Below are 15,168 nucleotides of genomic sequence, written 5' to 3' on the forward strand. Positions count from 1 at the left end.
GCTGCGCAGCGTCTGGGCCGGACCGGACGAGGCGCTCGCGCGCCCTCCGATCCATCGAATCCTTCGATATTGATTCGACACTTTTTCCGCTTTCCATCGATACGTTTGCGGCTAGGCTTAGGCAAAGCTTTTTCAGGAGAGAAAAGCGATGCACTGGCGCAACGACGGCCTTCGCTACGGTCTGGTAAGTCTGGTTCTGCATTGGGTCATGGCCCTGGCGATCATCGCCATGTTCGCCTCCGGTCTGTGGATGCGGACCCTGGACTACTACGACACCTGGTACCACACCGCCCCCGAGCTGCATAAGAGCGCCGGCATCCTCTTGCTGATCGCCCTGGTGCTGCGCCTGCTCTGGCGCCTGGTCAGCCCGCCGCCGCCGGTGGAAGGCAGCCCCCTGGTGCGCCGCGCCGCGGGTGCCGGGCACTTCCTGCTCTATGGACTGATGCTCACCGTGATGGTGGCCGGCTACCTGATTTCCACCGCCGATGGCGTGGCCATCGATGTCTTTGGCTGGTTCAAGGTCCCGGCGACTCTGAGTGGTCTGCCGGAGCAGGCCGACACCGCTGGCAAGATCCATCTCTGGTTCGCCTGGACGCTGATCGTCCTGGCCGGCCTGCACGTGGTGGCCGCCCTCAAGCACCACTTCGTCGACCGCGACGGCACCCTGGTCCGCATGCTCGGCCGGGTCCATACCCCGCACTGATCGCCTTTCCCACCACCACATGGAGCTCCATCCAATGCTGAAGAAAACCGTTGCCGCCCTGGCCCTGGGTACCGCTCTGCTGGGCGCTGGCCAGGCCATGGCCGCCGATTACAAGATCGACAAGCAGGGCCAGCACGCCTTCATCCAGTTCCGTATCCAGCACCTGGGCTACAGCTGGCTGTACGGCACCTTCAAGGACTTCGACGGCAACTTCAGCTTCGATGCCAAGGATCCCTCCGCCGACAAGGTCAAGGTGACCATCAACACCGACAGCGTCGACACCAACCACGCCGAGCGTGACAAGCACCTGCGCAGCGCCGACTTCCTCAACGTCGCCGCCCATCCCCAGGCCAGCTTCGAATCCACCAAGGTCACCCCCACCGGCGACGGCACCGCCGACGTCACCGGCAACCTGACCCTGAACGGCGTGACCAAGCCGGTCACCATCAAGGCCCACTTCATGGGCGAGGGCAAGGACCCGTGGGGTGGCTACCGCGCCGGCTTCGAGGGCACCACCACCCTCAAGCTCAAGGATTTCAACATCCAGAAGGACCTTGGTCCCAAGTCCCAGGAAGTGGAATTCATGCTGTCCTTCGAAGGCGTGCGCCAGTAACGGGACGCCCTCAGGTTGTAACCAAAAATGCCGGATTCGTCCGGCATTTTTGTGGCTGGTCGTTTTTGGCGATGGAGTGGACGCCAGGGAAATTTCCCGGCAGAACTCGGCTCCTGCCTCATGGTCTGCTACCGAGGTCGTCGCACGGGCCCGGTTTTGTCAGCATGGCCTTTTTCACGAGCGTCGGAGCATCCGGCGAGATACCCGAGCATGGCACTTGGGTTATTTACAAACAGTCGTGAACGTAAGTATATTTGTCTGATAATAATTCCTATGCTCGAGCCGGTGCGGATCCACAAGGCGCGCTGCGCATGCTCATTTCCCAGCTTTCAAGGACTTTTGATATGCAGATCAAGCCGGCGCATGCCTTTTTCGCTCCCGCCCTGCTGGCCGTAGCCTTGGCCCTGGGTGCCTGCGGCAAGCAGGACAACAAGGACCAGCAGCAACAGCAGCAGAAGCCCGCGGAAGTCGGGGTGGTGACGATGGAACCTCGCACCGTGACCCTGACCGATGAACTTCCCGGGCGTACCGCCGCCTTCCGCATCGCCGAGGTCCGTCCCCAGGTGAGCGGCATCCTGCTCAAGCGCTATTTCACCGAAGGCGCCGACGTGAAGGCCGGCACCCAGCTCTATCAGATCGATCCGCGCACCTACGAGGCCAATGTCAATTCCGCCAAGGCCTCCCTGGCCCAGGCGCAGGCCACGCTCGCCTCCAACCGGCTCAAGGCCCAGCGCTATGGCGCCCTGGTCAAGGAGCAGGCGATCAGCAAGCAGGAAGCCGACGATGCGCTGTCCATGCAGCGGCAGAACGAAGCCCAGGTGGAATCGGCCAGGGCCGCCCTGCGCAACGCTGAGATCAACCTGGCCTACACCAAGGTCGCCGCGCCCATCTCCGGCCGCATCGGTCGCTCGATGATGACCGAAGGCGCCCTGGTCACCGCCGACCAGACCACCGCCCTGACCAGCATCACCCAGCTGGACCCCATCTATGTCGACGTGACCCAGTCCGCCACCGACCTCTTGCGCCTGCGTCGCGAGCTGGACAGCGGTCAGCTGCAGAAGGTGCAGGGCGAGAACGCCGCCGAGGTCAAGCTGATGCTGGAGGACGGTAGCGCCTATAGCCGTCCCGGCAAGCTCAAGTTCGCCGAGGTGTCGGTGGATCAGGGCACCGGCTCGGTGACCATCCGCGCCGAATTCCCCAACCCCGACAAGCTGCTGCTGCCCGGCATGTTCGTGCGTGCCCAGCTGCAGTCCGGAGTGCGCCAGAACGCCCTGCTGGTACCGCAACAGGGCGTGACCCGCAACCTCAAGGGCCAGCCCACCGCCATGGTGGTCAACGGCGAGGGCAAGGTCGAGCAACGAGTACTCAAGACCGAGCGTACCGTCGGTTCCGACTGGCTGGTCACCGATGGCCTCAAGGCCGGTGACAAGGTCATCACCGAGGGCCTGCAAAAGATCAAACCGGGTGCCACCGTCACCGCCAAGCCGGCGAGCAACATCGCCTCCGCCGAGCAGAAGCCGGCGGGTCAGGGTCAGTAAGGGGAGCGCCCGATGTCCAAGTTCTTCATCGACCGGCCCATTTTCGCCTGGGTAATCGCCCTGGTGATCATGCTCGCCGGCATCCTGTCGATCCTCAATCTGCCGATCAACCAGTACCCGAACATCGCCGCACCGGCGGTCTCGATCCAGGTGTCCTATCCGGGCGCCTCGGCGCAGACGGTGCAGGACACCGTGGTCCAGGTCATCGAACAGCAGATGAACGGGATCGACAACCTCAGGTACATCTCCTCGGAGTCCAACTCCGACGGCAGCATGACCATCATCGTGACCTTCAACCAGGGCACCAACCCCGATATCGCGCAGGTCCAGGTGCAGAACAAGCTGCAGCTGGCGACGCCGCTCCTGCCGCAGGAAGTCCAGCAGCAGGGCATGCGCGTCGCCAAGTACCAGCGCAACTTCATGATGGTGGTGGGCCTGGTGTCCATGGATGGCTCCCTGACCAAGGAAGACCTGTCCAACTACATCGTCTCCAACATGCGTGATCCCATCGCCCGGACCACCGGTGTCGGTGACTTCCAGGTGTTTGGCGCCCAGTACGCCATGCGCATCTGGCTCGATCCGCAGAAGCTGGTGAAGTACCAGCTCACCCCGGTCGATGTCAGCGCCGCCATCCAGAGCCAGAACGTGCAGATCGCCTCCGGTCAGCTCGGTGGCCTGCCGGCGGTGCCGGGACAGCAGCTCAACGCCACTATCATCGGCAAGACCCGTCTGACCAGCGTCGAGGAATTCGGCAAGATCTTCCTCAAGGTGGACCAGAGCGGGGCCCAGGTCCGGCTGCGCGATGTGGCGCGGGTGGAACTGGGCGGCGAGAACTACTCCATCGATGCCCAGTTCGACGGCAAGCCGGCGTCCGGCATGGCCCTGCGTCTGGCCACCGGGGCCAACGCCCTGGACACCGCCAAGGCGGTCCACGCCACCATCGACCGTCTCAAGCCGTTCATGCCCCCGGGCATGGAAGTGGTCTATCCCTATGACACCACCCCAGTGGTGACCGCCTCCATCCACGAGGTGGTCAAGACCCTGGGCGAGGCGATCCTGCTGGTGTTCCTGGTGATGTTCCTGTTCCTGCAGAACTTCCGGGCCACCCTGATTCCCACCATCGCCGTGCCCGTGGTCCTGTTGGGCACCTTCGCGGTGCTGCTGGCCGCCGGTTTCACCATCAACATCCTGACCATGTTCGGCATGGTGCTCGCCATCGGCTTGCTGGTGGACGACGCCATCGTGGTGGTGGAAAACGTCGAGCGGGTGATGGCCGAGGAGGGCCTTTCGCCCAAGGAGGCGACGCGCAAGTCCATGGGCCAGATCCAAGGCGCCCTGGTGGGTATCGCCATGGTGCTGTCGGCGGTGTTCGTGCCCATGGCCTTCTTTGGTGGCTCCACCGGGGTGATCTATCGCCAGTTCTCCATCACCATCGTCTCCTCGATGGTGCTGTCGGTGCTGGTGGCCCTGATCCTGACGCCGGCGCTGTGCGCCACCCTGCTCAAGCCGGTCAAGCAGGGGCACCACGAGAAGCGCGGTTTCTTCGGCTGGTTCAACCGCAAGTTCGAAAACGGTCAGCACCGTTACGAGCGCAGCGTGGCCGCCGTGATCCGCCACAAGGTGCCCTTCCTGCTGCTCTATGTGCTGATCGTCGGCGTCATGGTGTTCCTGTTCACCCGTATCCAGTCGTCCTTCCTGCCGGAAGAGGACCAGGGCGTGATCTTCGCCCAGGTCACCACGCCGCCGGGCTCCACTGCCGAGCGGACGCAAAAGGTGCTCGACACCATGCGCGAGATGATGATGAAGAACGACTCGAGCGCGGTCAGCTCGATGTTCACCGTCAACGGCTTCAACTTCGCGGGTCGCGGCCAGAGTTCGGGTCTGGCCTTCATCCAGCTCAAGCCCTGGGAAGAGCGCCCGGATGCGCGCGACGGTGCCAGCGCCGTGGCCGGTCGGGCCATGGGCTACCTGTCGGGCATCAAGGACGCCATCGTCTACGCCATCGTGCCGCCGGCGGTACTGGAGCTGGGTAACGCCACCGGCTTCGACTTCTATCTGCAGGACCAGGGCGGCATCGGTCACGAGGCGCTCATGGCCGCCCGTAACCAGCTGCTCGGCATGGCCGCGCAGAATTCCAAGCTGATGCAGACCCGTCCCAACGGCCTCAACGACGAGCCGCAATTCAAGCTCATCGTCGACGACGAGAAGGTGCGGGCCCTGGGCCTGTCGCAGAGCGACGTCAACCAGACCCTGTCCATCGGCTGGGCCTCCAGCTACGTCAACGACTTCATCGACCGCGGTCGGGTGAAGAAGGTGTACCTGCAGGGCGAAGCCAGCGCGCGGATGAACCCCGAGGACTTCAACAAGTGGTACGTGCGCAACGGCTCAGGTGAGATGGTGCCGGTGTCGGCCTTCGCCCGCGGCGAATGGATCTACGGGTCGCCCAAGCTGGAGCGCTACAACGGCATCTCCTCGCTGGAGATCCTCGGTTCCGCCGCGCCTGGCTACAGCACCGGTGACGCCATGGCCGAGATCGAGCGCATGGCCAAGGACCTGCCGCAGGGCGTGGGCATCGCCTGGACCGGTCTGTCCTACGAGGAACGGCTGTCCGGCTCCCAGGCGCCGGCGCTCTATGCGCTGTCGCTGCTGGTGGTGTTCCTTTGCCTCGCGGCGCTGTACGAGAGCTGGTCGATCCCGATCGCGGTCATCCTGGTGGTGCCGCTGGGGGTGGTGGGGGCCTTGCTGGCTACCTACTTCCGTGGCCTGGCCAACGACGTCTTCTTCCAGGTCGGTCTGTTGACGACCATTGGCCTGGCGGCGAAGAACGCCATCCTGATCGTGGAATTCGCCAAGGAGCTGCACGAGGGCGGCAAGAACATCGTCGATGCGGCGGTGGAAGCCTCGCGCATGCGCCTGCGGCCCATCATCATGACCTCCATGGCCTTCATCCTGGGCGTGGTGCCCCTGGCGATCTCCTCGGGCGCCAGCTCCGGCAGCCAGCACGCAGTCGGTACCGGCGTGATCGGCGGCATGCTCACCGCCACGGTCCTGGCGATCTTCTGGATTCCCATGTTCTACGTGGTGGTCAGCAGCCTGTTCAAGGACAAGGCCAGCAAGGACCAGGAAGCCCATGGCAAGGAAGGACACTGATATGAAGAAGTCTGTCTTGGCAGTGGTGGTGGGCATGCTGGCCGTCTCCGGCTGCAGCCTGATCCCCGATTACCAGCGGCCCAATGCACCAGTGGAGAATGCCTGGCCCCACGGCCAGGCCTACGATGCCCTCACGGTCAATCGCGACCAGCAGGCGGCGGACATCGGCTGGCGCGATTTCTATCGCGACCCGGCGCTGCAGCGGCTGATCCAGCTGTCGCTGGACAACAACCGCGACCTGCGCCAGGCCGCCCTGAACGTGCGGCTGTACCAGGCGCAGTACCGCGTGCAGCGTGCCGAGCTGTTTCCCGATATCGGTGTCAGCGGCACCGGTACCCGTTCCCGTCAGCCGGAAGACCTAAGCCAGGTCTCCGCCATCCGCGAACTGCTCGCCGGCAACAGTGCCAACGGCGCGGGCGGCGGGGGGGGTGGCAGCATCAGCAGCCAGTACAGCGTGACCCTGGGCTTCACCTCCTATGAGCTGGACCTGTTCGGCCGCCTGCGCAGCCTCAGCGAGCAGGCGCTGCTCAACTACTTCGCCACCAGCGAAGGGCGCCGCAGCACCCAGATCTCGCTGGTGTCCGAAGTGGCCAATGCCTACTACGCCTGGCTCACCGACCAGCGCATGCTGCAGGTGACCCGCGAGACCCTCGCCGCCTACCAGCGCTCCTACGACCTGACCCGGCAGACCGTCGAGAACGGCGTGGCCAGCGGCCTGGACCTGCGTCAGGCGCGTACCGCCCTGGAAGGAGCGCGGGCGAATCTGGCGCAGTACACCCGCCAGGTGGCTCAGGATCGCAACGCCCTGACTCTGCTGCTGGGCACCTCGATCCCGGCGGACCTGCCACAAGGCAAGGGCCTGGATGGCAAGGACCTGCTCGCCGACCTGCCGGCCAACCTGCCGTCGGATCTCTTGCAGAAGCGTCCGGACATCCTCCAGTCCGAGCTGCAACTGCGCGCCGCCAATGCCAACATCGGCGCGGCCCGGGCGGCCTTCTTCCCGCGCATCAGCCTGACCGCCCAGGGCGGCACGGCCAGCCGGGATCTCAATGGCCTGTTCGACGCCGGCTCCGGCTACTGGACCTTCTCGCCGAGCATCAACATCCCGATCTTTACCGCCGGCAGCCTCAAGGCCAGCCTGGATGCGGCCAAGATCCAGAAGGACATCAACGTCGCCACCTACGAGAAGGCGATCCAGACCGCCTTCCGCGAAGTGGCCGATGCCCTGGCGGCGAAGGGCACCTACGACGACCAGCTGCAGGCCCAGCAGGACCTGGTGCAGGCCAGCCAGGAGTACTACGACCTGGCCAACCTGCGCTATCGCCAGGGCATCGACAACTACCTCACGGTACTCGACGCCCAGCGCTCGCTGTACAGCGCCCAGCAGCAGCTGATCACCGACCGACTCAACCAGCTCAACAGCGAGGTCACCCTGTACAAGGCCCTCGGCGGTGGCTGGCTGGAACGCAGCCAGACCCGGCCGCCGCTGGCCGCCAAGCCATAACCCCTGGTCTGAGCGACGCCGGCCCCGTGCCGGCGTTTCTTTGTCCGGAGGCCCGGTCTATCGACGCCGGTGAGGGGCTGGGTATACTGCCCCCTGTCCCTTTCTTCCGGAGTCTCTGCATGCGCTATCGCCTGTTGCTCGGCCTGCTCGCCGCCACTGGTCTGACCCTGGTCGGTTGTGCCAGCAGCCCCCAGCAATTGAGTCCGCAACCCCAGATCACCGCGCCCATCGCCCCGGTCGGCCAGGGCCAGCCGGTCTCGGTCCGGGTGGTCGACGGGCGTTCCTCCTTTACCCTGGGCACCCGCGGCGGTCTCTATCCCGACACCAGTGTGGTGGTAGTGCAGACCCAGGACGTGATTCCCAAGCTGCAGGCGGAAGCCGAGAAGGCCGTGCGCCAGATGGGCTTCACCCCGTCACCCAATGCCGGCCCGGGTGCGCCCCAGCTGACCCTGACCCTGGCCGAACTGAACTACCAGTCGCCCAAGGAGCTGTACGTCACCGCGTCCGACGTCGCCGCGGCCTTCCAGGTCGAGGTGCGCAACAGCCAGCGCGGCTACAAGGGCCGCTATGGTGCCAGCCTCAACCAGCGCTTTGGCATGGCCCCCAATGCCGAGGCCAACACCAAGCTGGTCAGCGATGTCCTGAGCGATGCCCTGACTCGGGTGTTCAAGGATCCGACGGTGGTGCAGGTGCTCAGCGGCCACTGAGCCGCGACCGTCCACAAAAAAGCCCGGCTCGTGCCGGGCTTTTTCATGAGCGCGCGTGGGCTATTCCAGACCGGCCAGGACGCGGTACTTGTTCAGCACCGGCTGGGCGTACTGGCGCACCAGCTGGGCGCGGTGGTCCGCCGGGCATTCGGCCAGGCGTCTTTCCCACTCGGCACGGGCGACCTCGATCTCCTCGGCCGGAAACAGGGCGTCCACGGCGGGTACGGCCAGCTCCGCATCGCGGCCATCCCAGGCGGCATAGGCCAGATAGCTGGCAGGAAACAGCCGGTAGTTGCCGAGGATCTGCCGATCCATCTCCTGGGCCAACGCCTTGGCATCCTCGAACTCGCCACTGACCGGCTCGCCGAAGGCCACGTGCACCCGCCCCTTGTAGCCGGTGATGCCCAGCGCGATGCTGACGTCATCCTCGCCCGGCGCCTTGGTATAGCCGCCGGTGGTGGCGCGGATGTGCAGTTCGCGAGCCTTGGCCTGGTCGCAGGGATCGAATTCGTAGCTGATGGATACCGGCACGATGTTGAGCGCCTTGACCAGTTCGGCGAAGGGCTCGTCCTTGCAGCTCATGTGGAACATCTTGAGGATGGCCGAATCGGTGCGGTCGTCGCCGTCCTTGGCTCGGCCCTCGGCCTGGGCGATCCAGATGGACTGGCCGTCCTGGCGGATCGAATGATTGATGTAGGCGGACAGGTTCTGGTACGCCGCCAGCTTTTCGCGCCGGCCGCTGATGGAGCGGTGCACGATGAAGCTCTTGTTCAGCCGCATCAGGTCGCTGACGAAGGGCTTCTGCAGGAGGTTGTCGCCGATGGCGATGCGCGGCGTTGGCAGACCGGCGTGGTAGACGGCATAGTTGACGAAGGCCGGGTCCATCACGATGTCGCGGTGGTTGGCCAGGAACAGGTAGGCGCGGCCGCTGCGCAGCTGGTCGATGCCCGAGTAGGTGACGCCGTCCGAGGCCTTCTCGATGGCGCGATCCACATAGGGTTCGAGCTTGTCCTGCAGCGCCGCGACGCTCTGGATACCACTCAGTTCCTGGCGCAGGCGCGTGCGCAGCAGGGGGCGCACTACCCAGCCGAGTCCCTTGGACAGGCGCGGGAACCGGTAGCCGGCAAGGATGCCGATGAAGTGGTCGTCGTCGATCAGGCGGGCCAGAACCCCGGGGACTTCCGCGTCGTTATAGGGTCGAATGGCTTCGAACTCGCCCATGGTGTTCTCTTGTAGAAATTCCGGCGGCCATAGTAGTGGGCGTGGCGCCAGATGCAAGCGCCAGGGGCCGGATGGGCGGCAGGTTGGCGGTCAAGGAGTACAGGCAGATGCTGGAAAGCCAGGAATACGATTGCCCTTATTGCGGCGAACCGGGCGAGGTGGTGCTCGACCTCAGCGGCGGTGATCAGGACTACTACGAAGACTGCGAAGTCTGCTGCCGACCGATCCGCTTCGGGCTGCACACCGACGGCGAGGACTGGAATCTCGAGGTTCGGCGGGAGGATGACTGATGCGCCGCATCTATGAGCCGGGGTCGCTGCACGAGGGCGAACTGCTCCTGGCCGTGCTCGCCAGCGAGGGCATCAGTGGTTTCCTCGCCGGTCGCCATCTGCTCGGAGGCATCGGTGACCTGCCGGCGGTGGGGCTGCTCGGTCTGCTGGTCGAGGACGAGGAAGCCCAGCGCGCGCAGGCACTGATCGCCGCGTACAATGCCGCCACGCCCCTGCCGGGAGAGGATCCCTCCCCCGAGCAGGGCATCCTCATCTGTTGAAAGGTTTTCATGTCCGGACGCTACGCCCTGTTCCGCTGGCCCACCGAATTCGCCGCGCTGCCGGGGTTGCCTGAACGGCATCCGCCGCGCTGGAACATCTCCCCCCATCAGCAGGTGCTGCTGCAGCGGCGCACGGAGGAGGGCGAGCGTCTCGACAGTGGCCGCTGGGGACTGACGCCCCCCTGGCTCACCGATCTTTCCCGCACCCCCACCCATGCCCGTGCTGAAAGCCTGGCTACCCAGCCGATGTTTCGCGAGGCCTTTCGCCTGCGGCGCTGCCTGCTGCCGGCCAATGGCTTCTATGAGTGGCGCGGCAACCACCGCAAGCGACCCTACTGGATGCTCAATGGCGAGCCGCTGGCCTGGTTCGCCGCGCTCTGGGAGGCCTATCCGGCCGGCGATCAGCTCTGGCTGTCGGTGGCCATGGTCACCCAGCCGGCCGGCCCGCTGCGCCGCCCCATTCTGCTCGACGAGGCGGGCCGTGCCCTCTGGCAGGATCCGGAAAGCTCTCCCGAGGCCCTGCAGGAAGTGCTGGCGACCGGCGGCATGCCGCTGCGCGAGCGGGTGCTGGCGGACATCGTCAACCGGCCCGAGGTGGATGGGCCGGAGTGTTTGACGCCGCTGTAGTCAGACCTTGAAGCGCGCCGCCAACTGGTGCTGTCGCTCGGCCAGTTCGCTCAGATGACCGCCGGCACGTGAAGCCTGATCCGCCTGGTCGTGTACGCCATTGGCCGCCTGGCCGATGTTGACCACGTTGCGGTTGATGTCCTCGGCCACGGCGCTCTGTTCCTCGGCCGCGCTGGCGATCTGCAGATTCATCTCGGTGATCTCGCCGACAGCCGCGAGAATGACCTCCAGAGCCCGGCTGGCGGCCTGGGTCTGTTCCACCTGATTGTCGGTCTGGGCATGACTGTCCTGCATCAGCGCCACGGCATCGCGGGTGCCGCTCTGCAAGCGCTGGATCATGCTCTGAATCTCTCCAGTGGCGATTTGGGTCTTTTGCGCCAGGGTACGTACCTCGTCGGCCACCACGGCGAAGCCGCGGCCCTGTTCGCCAGCCCGGGCCGCCTCGATGGCCGCGTTGAGCGCCAGCAGGTTGGTCTGTTCGGCGATACCGTTGATGGTGGTGAGGATGGAGCCGATATTCTCGCTGTCGTCCGCCACCAAGCGTACCTGAGTCACGGCACGCTCGATTTCCTCGGCCAGCCTGGTGCAGTCACGAACGTTCTGCTGGACCACGCGCTGGCCTTCGCCGACCGCCTTGTCGGCCTGGGTGGCGGCTTGAGCGGCGCGGCCGGCATTGCTGGCGACGTCCTGGGCGGTAGCCGTCATCTCCTGCATGGCGGTGGCCACCTGATCGATTTCCTGCAGCTGACGCTGGACGCCGTCGCGGGTGCGTTGGGCGATGTCGGTGGTCTGGCTGGCAGCCGCGTTCACGTCGCCAACCGAGTGCACCAGCTGACCGATAAGGTGCTGCAGGGAGCCGAGGAAGGCATTGAAGCCAGTCGCGATGGCGCCAAGTTCGTCCCGGCGATTGACCGTCAGCCGCTGGGTCAGGTCCCCATCGCCCTTGGCGATGTCGTCGAGCATGGCCACCATCTGCCGCAGGGGTCGGGCGATACGCAGGCTGATGAGCCAGAGCAGCAGCAGGCCGCCGCCGGCTACCAGCAGGCCCACCAGCAGCATGCCGATCATGTCGGTGCGGCGTTGCTCGCCGAGGGCCTGTTGCAGGAGCTGCAGGTCGCTGAGCACCGCGGCACGGGGCAGCTGCAGGATCAGTGTCCAGGTGGTGGCATCGCTGCCCAGGCGCAGGGGTAGATACACCTGGTAGAGGTCGTGCTGGCTGTCGAAGCGGCGGGTCACGCCGTCGCCGAGTTGCGCCAGGCCCTGGGCGGCGTCGCCGAGAATCTGTGTGGCCGGCTCGCCAAGTGCCTTGGGATCCCGGGTATAGGCCACCAGGGTGCCGCGGTTGGCGACCAGTGCCATGCTGCCGGCGCCGTCGTAGAGTCCGGCATTGGCCTGCTTGAGCTGTTCCTGGATGAAGGCCAGGGACAGATCGGCGCCGACCACGCCCTTGAAAGCGCCCTTGACCAGGATGGGCACATTGAAGGAGGACATCAGGATCTTCTGCCCATTCATCTCGTAGGGTGCCGGGTCGACGATGCAGGGTTTGAGACGCTGCCGCGGGCAGAGATAGTACTCACCCTCGCGGACCCCGGTAGGCAGGATGGTCTGGCTCTCCATGGTCGGTCCCAGCGGCTCCACCTTCAGCCCGCCCTCGGGCGTGCGATACCACCAGGGCATGAAGCGACCCGTGGCGTCATAGCCGGCTTCGCTGCGTCCGACGTACTGGGCATCTGCGCCGTCGAAGGCATTGGGCTCCCAGCCCGCATAGACATCGAGCAGTTCGGGATTGTCGAGCAGGGTTTCCTGAAGCAGGTTGGAGAGGCCGTCGCGGTCGATCTTCAGGTGTCGTTCGGCACTGCTGTCGGCCTGGGCATTGAGCTGGGCGATGCCGCGGGCGACGGTGAGCGGCAGATCCAGCTTCTGCATCAGGTTGCCGGCGATCGCCTGGGCCTGGGCGTCCAGTCGGGCCTGGACGGCACGTTCGGCAAGCTGGGCGGTATGGGTGTCGACCAGACTCTGGGTACGCATGCCGGCAAAGAGCACATAACCGACGAGCGCCATGACGACGGCCAGGATGCAGCTCCCCGAGAGCAGCGTGATGGTCGTACGAACTGAGCGGAAAGACATCGAGAGCACTCCAGTGCTTGGGTGGCGCCAGGCTATCGGCAGTGCACCGCTCCCCCTTTAGGGTTTTGGCCGGGTAGCCCTGCCGACGAACGCCAAGGTGTCGAGGGGGCCGGGTGGTGACCCGGCCTTGACCCCAGCCCTCGCCCAAGGGGAGAGGGGCACGAGGGTCGCGCTGCTAGACGCGGAAACGTCCCGCCAGCTGGCGTTGCTGCTCGGCCAGCTCGCGCAGCTGCTGGCCGGCACGCGAGGCGCTGTCGGCTTCGCCGTGAACCGCCTGGGCGCTCTGGCCGATGTTGACCACGTTGCGATTGATGTCTTCGGCCACCGCGCTTTGCTCTTCCGCCGCGCTGGCGATCTGCAGGTTCATGGTGGTGATCTCGCTCACGGCCGCCAGGATGGTGTCCAGGGCGCGACGGGTGGCCTCGGTCTGGGCGACCTGCGTGCTGGTCTGGGCACCGCTGCTTTGCATCACCGTCACCGCCTCGCGGGTGCCCTGCTGCAGGCGCTGGATCATCGCCTGGATCTCGCCAGTGGCGACCTGGGTCTTCTGTGCCAGGTTGCGCACCTCGTCGGCCACCACCGCGAAGCCACGGCCCTGTTCGCCGGCCCGGGCCGCCTCGATGGCGGCGTTGAGCGCCAGCAGATTGGTCTGCTCGGCGATGCCGTTGATGGTGGTGAGGATGGAGCCGATGTTCTCGCTGTCCTCGGCGACCCGGCGGACCTGGTCCACCGCGCGTTCGATCTCCTGGGCGAGAGCGGTACTGCTGGCGACGTTCTGCTGCACCAGCCGCTGACCTTCGTTGACCGCGCCATCCGCCTCGGTGGCGGCGCGCGCCGCGCGACCGGCATTGCCGGCCACGTCCTGCGCGGTAGCGGTCATCTCCTGCATGGCGGTCGCCAGCTGGTCGATCTCCTGCAACTGCCGCTCCACGCCGTCGCGGGTGCGCTGGGCGATATGGGAGGTGTGGTCGGCCGCCGTGGCCACCTCGCCCACCGAGCGGACCAGCTGGCCGATGAGGTTCTGCAGCGACGCCAGGAAGCTGTTGAAGCCGCCGGCCATGGCCCCAACCTCGTCACGGCGATCAGTGGCGAGGCGCTGCGTCAGGTCGCCATCGCCCTGGCCGATGGCGTCGAGCATGGCGACCATCTGCCGCAGCGGACGGGCAATGCGCAGGCTGATCAACCAGAGCACCAACAGGCCGGCGCCGGCGACCGCCAGGCCCACCAGCAGCATGCCGATCACGTCCTGGTGTCTCTGCGTGCCCAGGGTTTCCTTGAGGCTGTAGAGATCGGCCAGCACCGCTTCGCGGGGCAGCTCGATGATCAGTGTCCAGACCTGACGGTCGTCGCCGGTGAAGCGCAGCGGCAGATAGACCTGGTAGCGCTCGCTTTTGGCATCAAAACGGCGCGTGACGCCCTCGCCAAGGTCCTTGAGACCGGCCAGGGTTGCGCCCAGCACCGGTTCGGCCGGCTTGCCCAGCTGGGCGGCGTCGGCAGTGTAGGCGACCAGGGTGCCCTTGCCGGCCACCAGGGCCATGCGCCCCACGCCGCCATAGAGACGGCCATTGGCCTTGACCAGCTGGCGCTGGATGAAGTCCAGTGGCACGTCGGCGCCGACCACGCCCTTGAAGGCGCCACCGACCAGGATGGGTACGTTGAAGGAGGCGATCAGCACCTGTTGTTCGTTGACGGTATCGGGCATGGGGTCGAGCACGCAGGTGGTACGGGACTCCCGCGGGCAGAGGTAGTACTCGCCTTCGCGCACGCCCGACGGCAGCCGGGTCTGGCTTTCCACGGTCGGGCCGATCGGCTCCACCGTCACGTCGCCATCGAGGGTCTTGTGCCACCAGGGGGTGAAGCGGCCCTGCTCATCGTAACCGGCCGCGGCGTCGCCGCGATGGCGCTCGTCCTGGCCATCGATGGCATTAGGCTCCCAGACGGTATAGAGGCTGAGCAGGCCGGGCTGGCGCTTGAGGGTCTGGCCCAGCAGCCGGACCAGACTCTGGCGATCCAGGTCGACCTGTTGGTCGCCACCGCTGCCCATGGCCACGTTGAGCTGCGCCAGCTGGTTGGCGAGTTGCAGGGGGACGTCCAGCTGGCGCTGCAGCTGGTTGCCCACGGCTTCGGCTTCCGCGGTCAGCTGGGCCTCCGCGGCATTGGCGGCCAGGGCCTCGGTATGGGTATCGACCAGCGTGCGGGTCCGCTGACCGGCGAGCAGGGTATAGGCGATCAGGGCGATCACCACCACCAGGATGCAGGCGCCGGCCAGCAGGGTGATAGAGGTGCGGATGGATCTGGAACTCATCGGGGACTCCGGAGGGCATTCAATGCCGTGGCTATCGGCGGCGCTGACGATCCATTGAGGCCTCCGGTCGCCTGCGTACGAACGTTGCCGCGCGTGACGCCCCTCTCTATGCTGTATCCGCCT

12 protein-coding genes and 1 pseudogene are annotated in these 15,168 nt (G+C 65.9%); 9 read left to right on the top strand and 4 right to left on the bottom strand.

The window, feature by feature from the left end; translation table 11 throughout:
* Window positions 1-148: 148 nt before the first annotated feature.
* From ACUCV0_RS15190 to ACUCV0_RS15215, 6 genes are all read left to right on the top strand, one after another.
* Window positions 149-703, top strand: coding sequence for a cytochrome b (locus tag ACUCV0_RS15190; protein ID WP_482213041.1), 555 nt, complete (start codon window positions 149-151; stop codon window positions 701-703).
* Window positions 704-737: 34 nt separating this feature from the next.
* Complete coding sequence (locus tag ACUCV0_RS15195; protein ID WP_059313566.1) at window positions 738-1,316, top strand: YceI family protein; 579 nt, start codon at window positions 738-740, stop codon at window positions 1,314-1,316.
* Between the two features lie 344 nt (window positions 1,317-1,660).
* Window positions 1,661-2,854 carry an efflux RND transporter periplasmic adaptor subunit gene (locus ACUCV0_RS15200; protein WP_271653883.1) on the top strand — a complete coding sequence of 398 codons (1,194 nt, stop codon included), beginning with the start codon at window positions 1,661-1,663 and terminating at the stop codon, window positions 2,852-2,854.
* A 12-nt stretch (window positions 2,855-2,866) separates the two neighbouring features.
* Window positions 2,867-6,004: an efflux RND transporter permease subunit gene (locus ACUCV0_RS15205; protein WP_482213042.1), complete on the top strand. Its 3,138-nt coding sequence runs from the start codon at window positions 2,867-2,869 to the stop codon at window positions 6,002-6,004.
* Window position 6,005: 1 nt separating this feature from the next.
* On the top strand, window positions 6,006-7,508 hold the full coding sequence (adeC, locus tag ACUCV0_RS15210) for an AdeC/AdeK/OprM family multidrug efflux complex outer membrane factor (RefSeq protein ID WP_454252422.1): 1,503 nt from the start codon (window positions 6,006-6,008) through the stop codon (window positions 7,506-7,508).
* 119 nt (window positions 7,509-7,627) lie between these two features.
* Complete coding sequence (locus ACUCV0_RS15215; RefSeq protein WP_271653885.1) at window positions 7,628-8,215, top strand: YajG family lipoprotein; 588 nt, start codon at window positions 7,628-7,630, stop codon at window positions 8,213-8,215.
* Between the two features lie 60 nt (window positions 8,216-8,275).
* On the opposite strand, the gene ACUCV0_RS15220 is transcribed toward ACUCV0_RS15215, so the two are convergent.
* Window positions 8,276-9,436: a 1-acyl-sn-glycerol-3-phosphate acyltransferase gene (locus ACUCV0_RS15220; RefSeq protein ID WP_482213043.1), complete on the bottom strand. Its 1,161-nt coding sequence runs from the start codon at window positions 9,434-9,436 to the stop codon at window positions 8,276-8,278.
* A 107-nt stretch (window positions 9,437-9,543) separates the two neighbouring features.
* On the opposite strand from ACUCV0_RS15220, the gene ACUCV0_RS15225 reads away from it, so the two are divergent.
* From ACUCV0_RS15225 to ACUCV0_RS15235, 3 genes are read left to right on the top strand one after another with little or no spacing between them, the layout of a single operon-like run.
* Window positions 9,544-9,726, top strand: a complete 183-nt coding sequence (locus ACUCV0_RS15225; RefSeq protein ID WP_017639858.1) for a CPXCG motif-containing cysteine-rich protein — start codon at window positions 9,544-9,546, stop codon at window positions 9,724-9,726.
* On the top strand, window positions 9,726-9,986 hold the full coding sequence (locus ACUCV0_RS15230; RefSeq protein WP_017639857.1) for a putative signal transducing protein: 261 nt from the start codon (window positions 9,726-9,728) through the stop codon (window positions 9,984-9,986). The genes ACUCV0_RS15225 and ACUCV0_RS15230 overlap by 1 nt, the downstream gene beginning before the upstream one ends.
* 9 nt (window positions 9,987-9,995) lie before the next feature.
* Window positions 9,996-10,613, top strand: coding sequence for an SOS response-associated peptidase (locus tag ACUCV0_RS15235; protein ID WP_059313572.1), 618 nt, complete (start codon window positions 9,996-9,998; stop codon window positions 10,611-10,613).
* Here ACUCV0_RS15235 and ACUCV0_RS15240 read toward each other — a convergent pair whose 3' ends face one another.
* The 3 genes and pseudogenes from ACUCV0_RS15240 to ACUCV0_RS15250 form a co-directional block, all read right to left on the bottom strand.
* Window positions 10,614-12,740 carry a methyl-accepting chemotaxis protein gene (locus ACUCV0_RS15240; protein ID WP_482213044.1) on the bottom strand — a complete coding sequence of 709 codons (2,127 nt, stop codon included), beginning with the start codon at window positions 12,738-12,740 and terminating at the stop codon, window positions 10,614-10,616.
* Between the two features lie 175 nt (window positions 12,741-12,915).
* Window positions 12,916-13,800, bottom strand: a complete 885-nt coding sequence (locus tag ACUCV0_RS15245) for a methyl-accepting chemotaxis protein (protein WP_420480503.1) — start codon at window positions 13,798-13,800, stop codon at window positions 12,916-12,918.
* Window positions 13,774-15,045: pseudogene (locus ACUCV0_RS15250) on the bottom strand (cache domain-containing protein); the annotation flags it as partial. The gene ACUCV0_RS15245 and the pseudogene ACUCV0_RS15250, both read right to left, overlap by 27 nt.
* Window positions 15,046-15,168 lie beyond the last annotated feature (123 nt).

The organism is Pseudomonas sp. VMV1, assembly GCF_056790235.1.

Coding starts and splice junctions, on each gene's coding strand:
- ACUCV0_RS15190 (WP_482213041.1), top strand. CDS start 149: ATGCACTGGCGCAACGACGGCCTTCGCTACGGTCTGGTAAGTCTGGTT.
- ACUCV0_RS15195 (WP_059313566.1), top strand. CDS start 738: ATGCTGAAGAAAACCGTTGCCGCCCTGGCCCTGGGTACCGCTCTGCTG.
- ACUCV0_RS15200 (WP_271653883.1), top strand. CDS start 1,661: ATGCAGATCAAGCCGGCGCATGCCTTTTTCGCTCCCGCCCTGCTGGCC.
- ACUCV0_RS15205 (WP_482213042.1), top strand. CDS start 2,867: ATGTCCAAGTTCTTCATCGACCGGCCCATTTTCGCCTGGGTAATCGCC.
- adeC (WP_454252422.1), top strand. CDS start 6,006: ATGAAGAAGTCTGTCTTGGCAGTGGTGGTGGGCATGCTGGCCGTCTCC.
- ACUCV0_RS15215 (WP_271653885.1), top strand. CDS start 7,628: ATGCGCTATCGCCTGTTGCTCGGCCTGCTCGCCGCCACTGGTCTGACC.
- ACUCV0_RS15220 (WP_482213043.1), bottom strand. CDS start 9,436: ATGGGCGAGTTCGAAGCCATTCGACCCTATAACGACGCGGAAGTCCCC.
- ACUCV0_RS15225 (WP_017639858.1), top strand. CDS start 9,544: ATGCTGGAAAGCCAGGAATACGATTGCCCTTATTGCGGCGAACCGGGC.
- ACUCV0_RS15230 (WP_017639857.1), top strand. CDS start 9,726: ATGCGCCGCATCTATGAGCCGGGGTCGCTGCACGAGGGCGAACTGCTC.
- ACUCV0_RS15235 (WP_059313572.1), top strand. CDS start 9,996: ATGTCCGGACGCTACGCCCTGTTCCGCTGGCCCACCGAATTCGCCGCG.
- ACUCV0_RS15240 (WP_482213044.1), bottom strand. CDS start 12,740: ATGTCTTTCCGCTCAGTTCGTACGACCATCACGCTGCTCTCGGGGAGC.
- ACUCV0_RS15245 (WP_420480503.1), bottom strand. CDS start 13,800: ATGGCCGGCGGCTTCAACAGCTTCCTGGCGTCGCTGCAGAACCTCATC.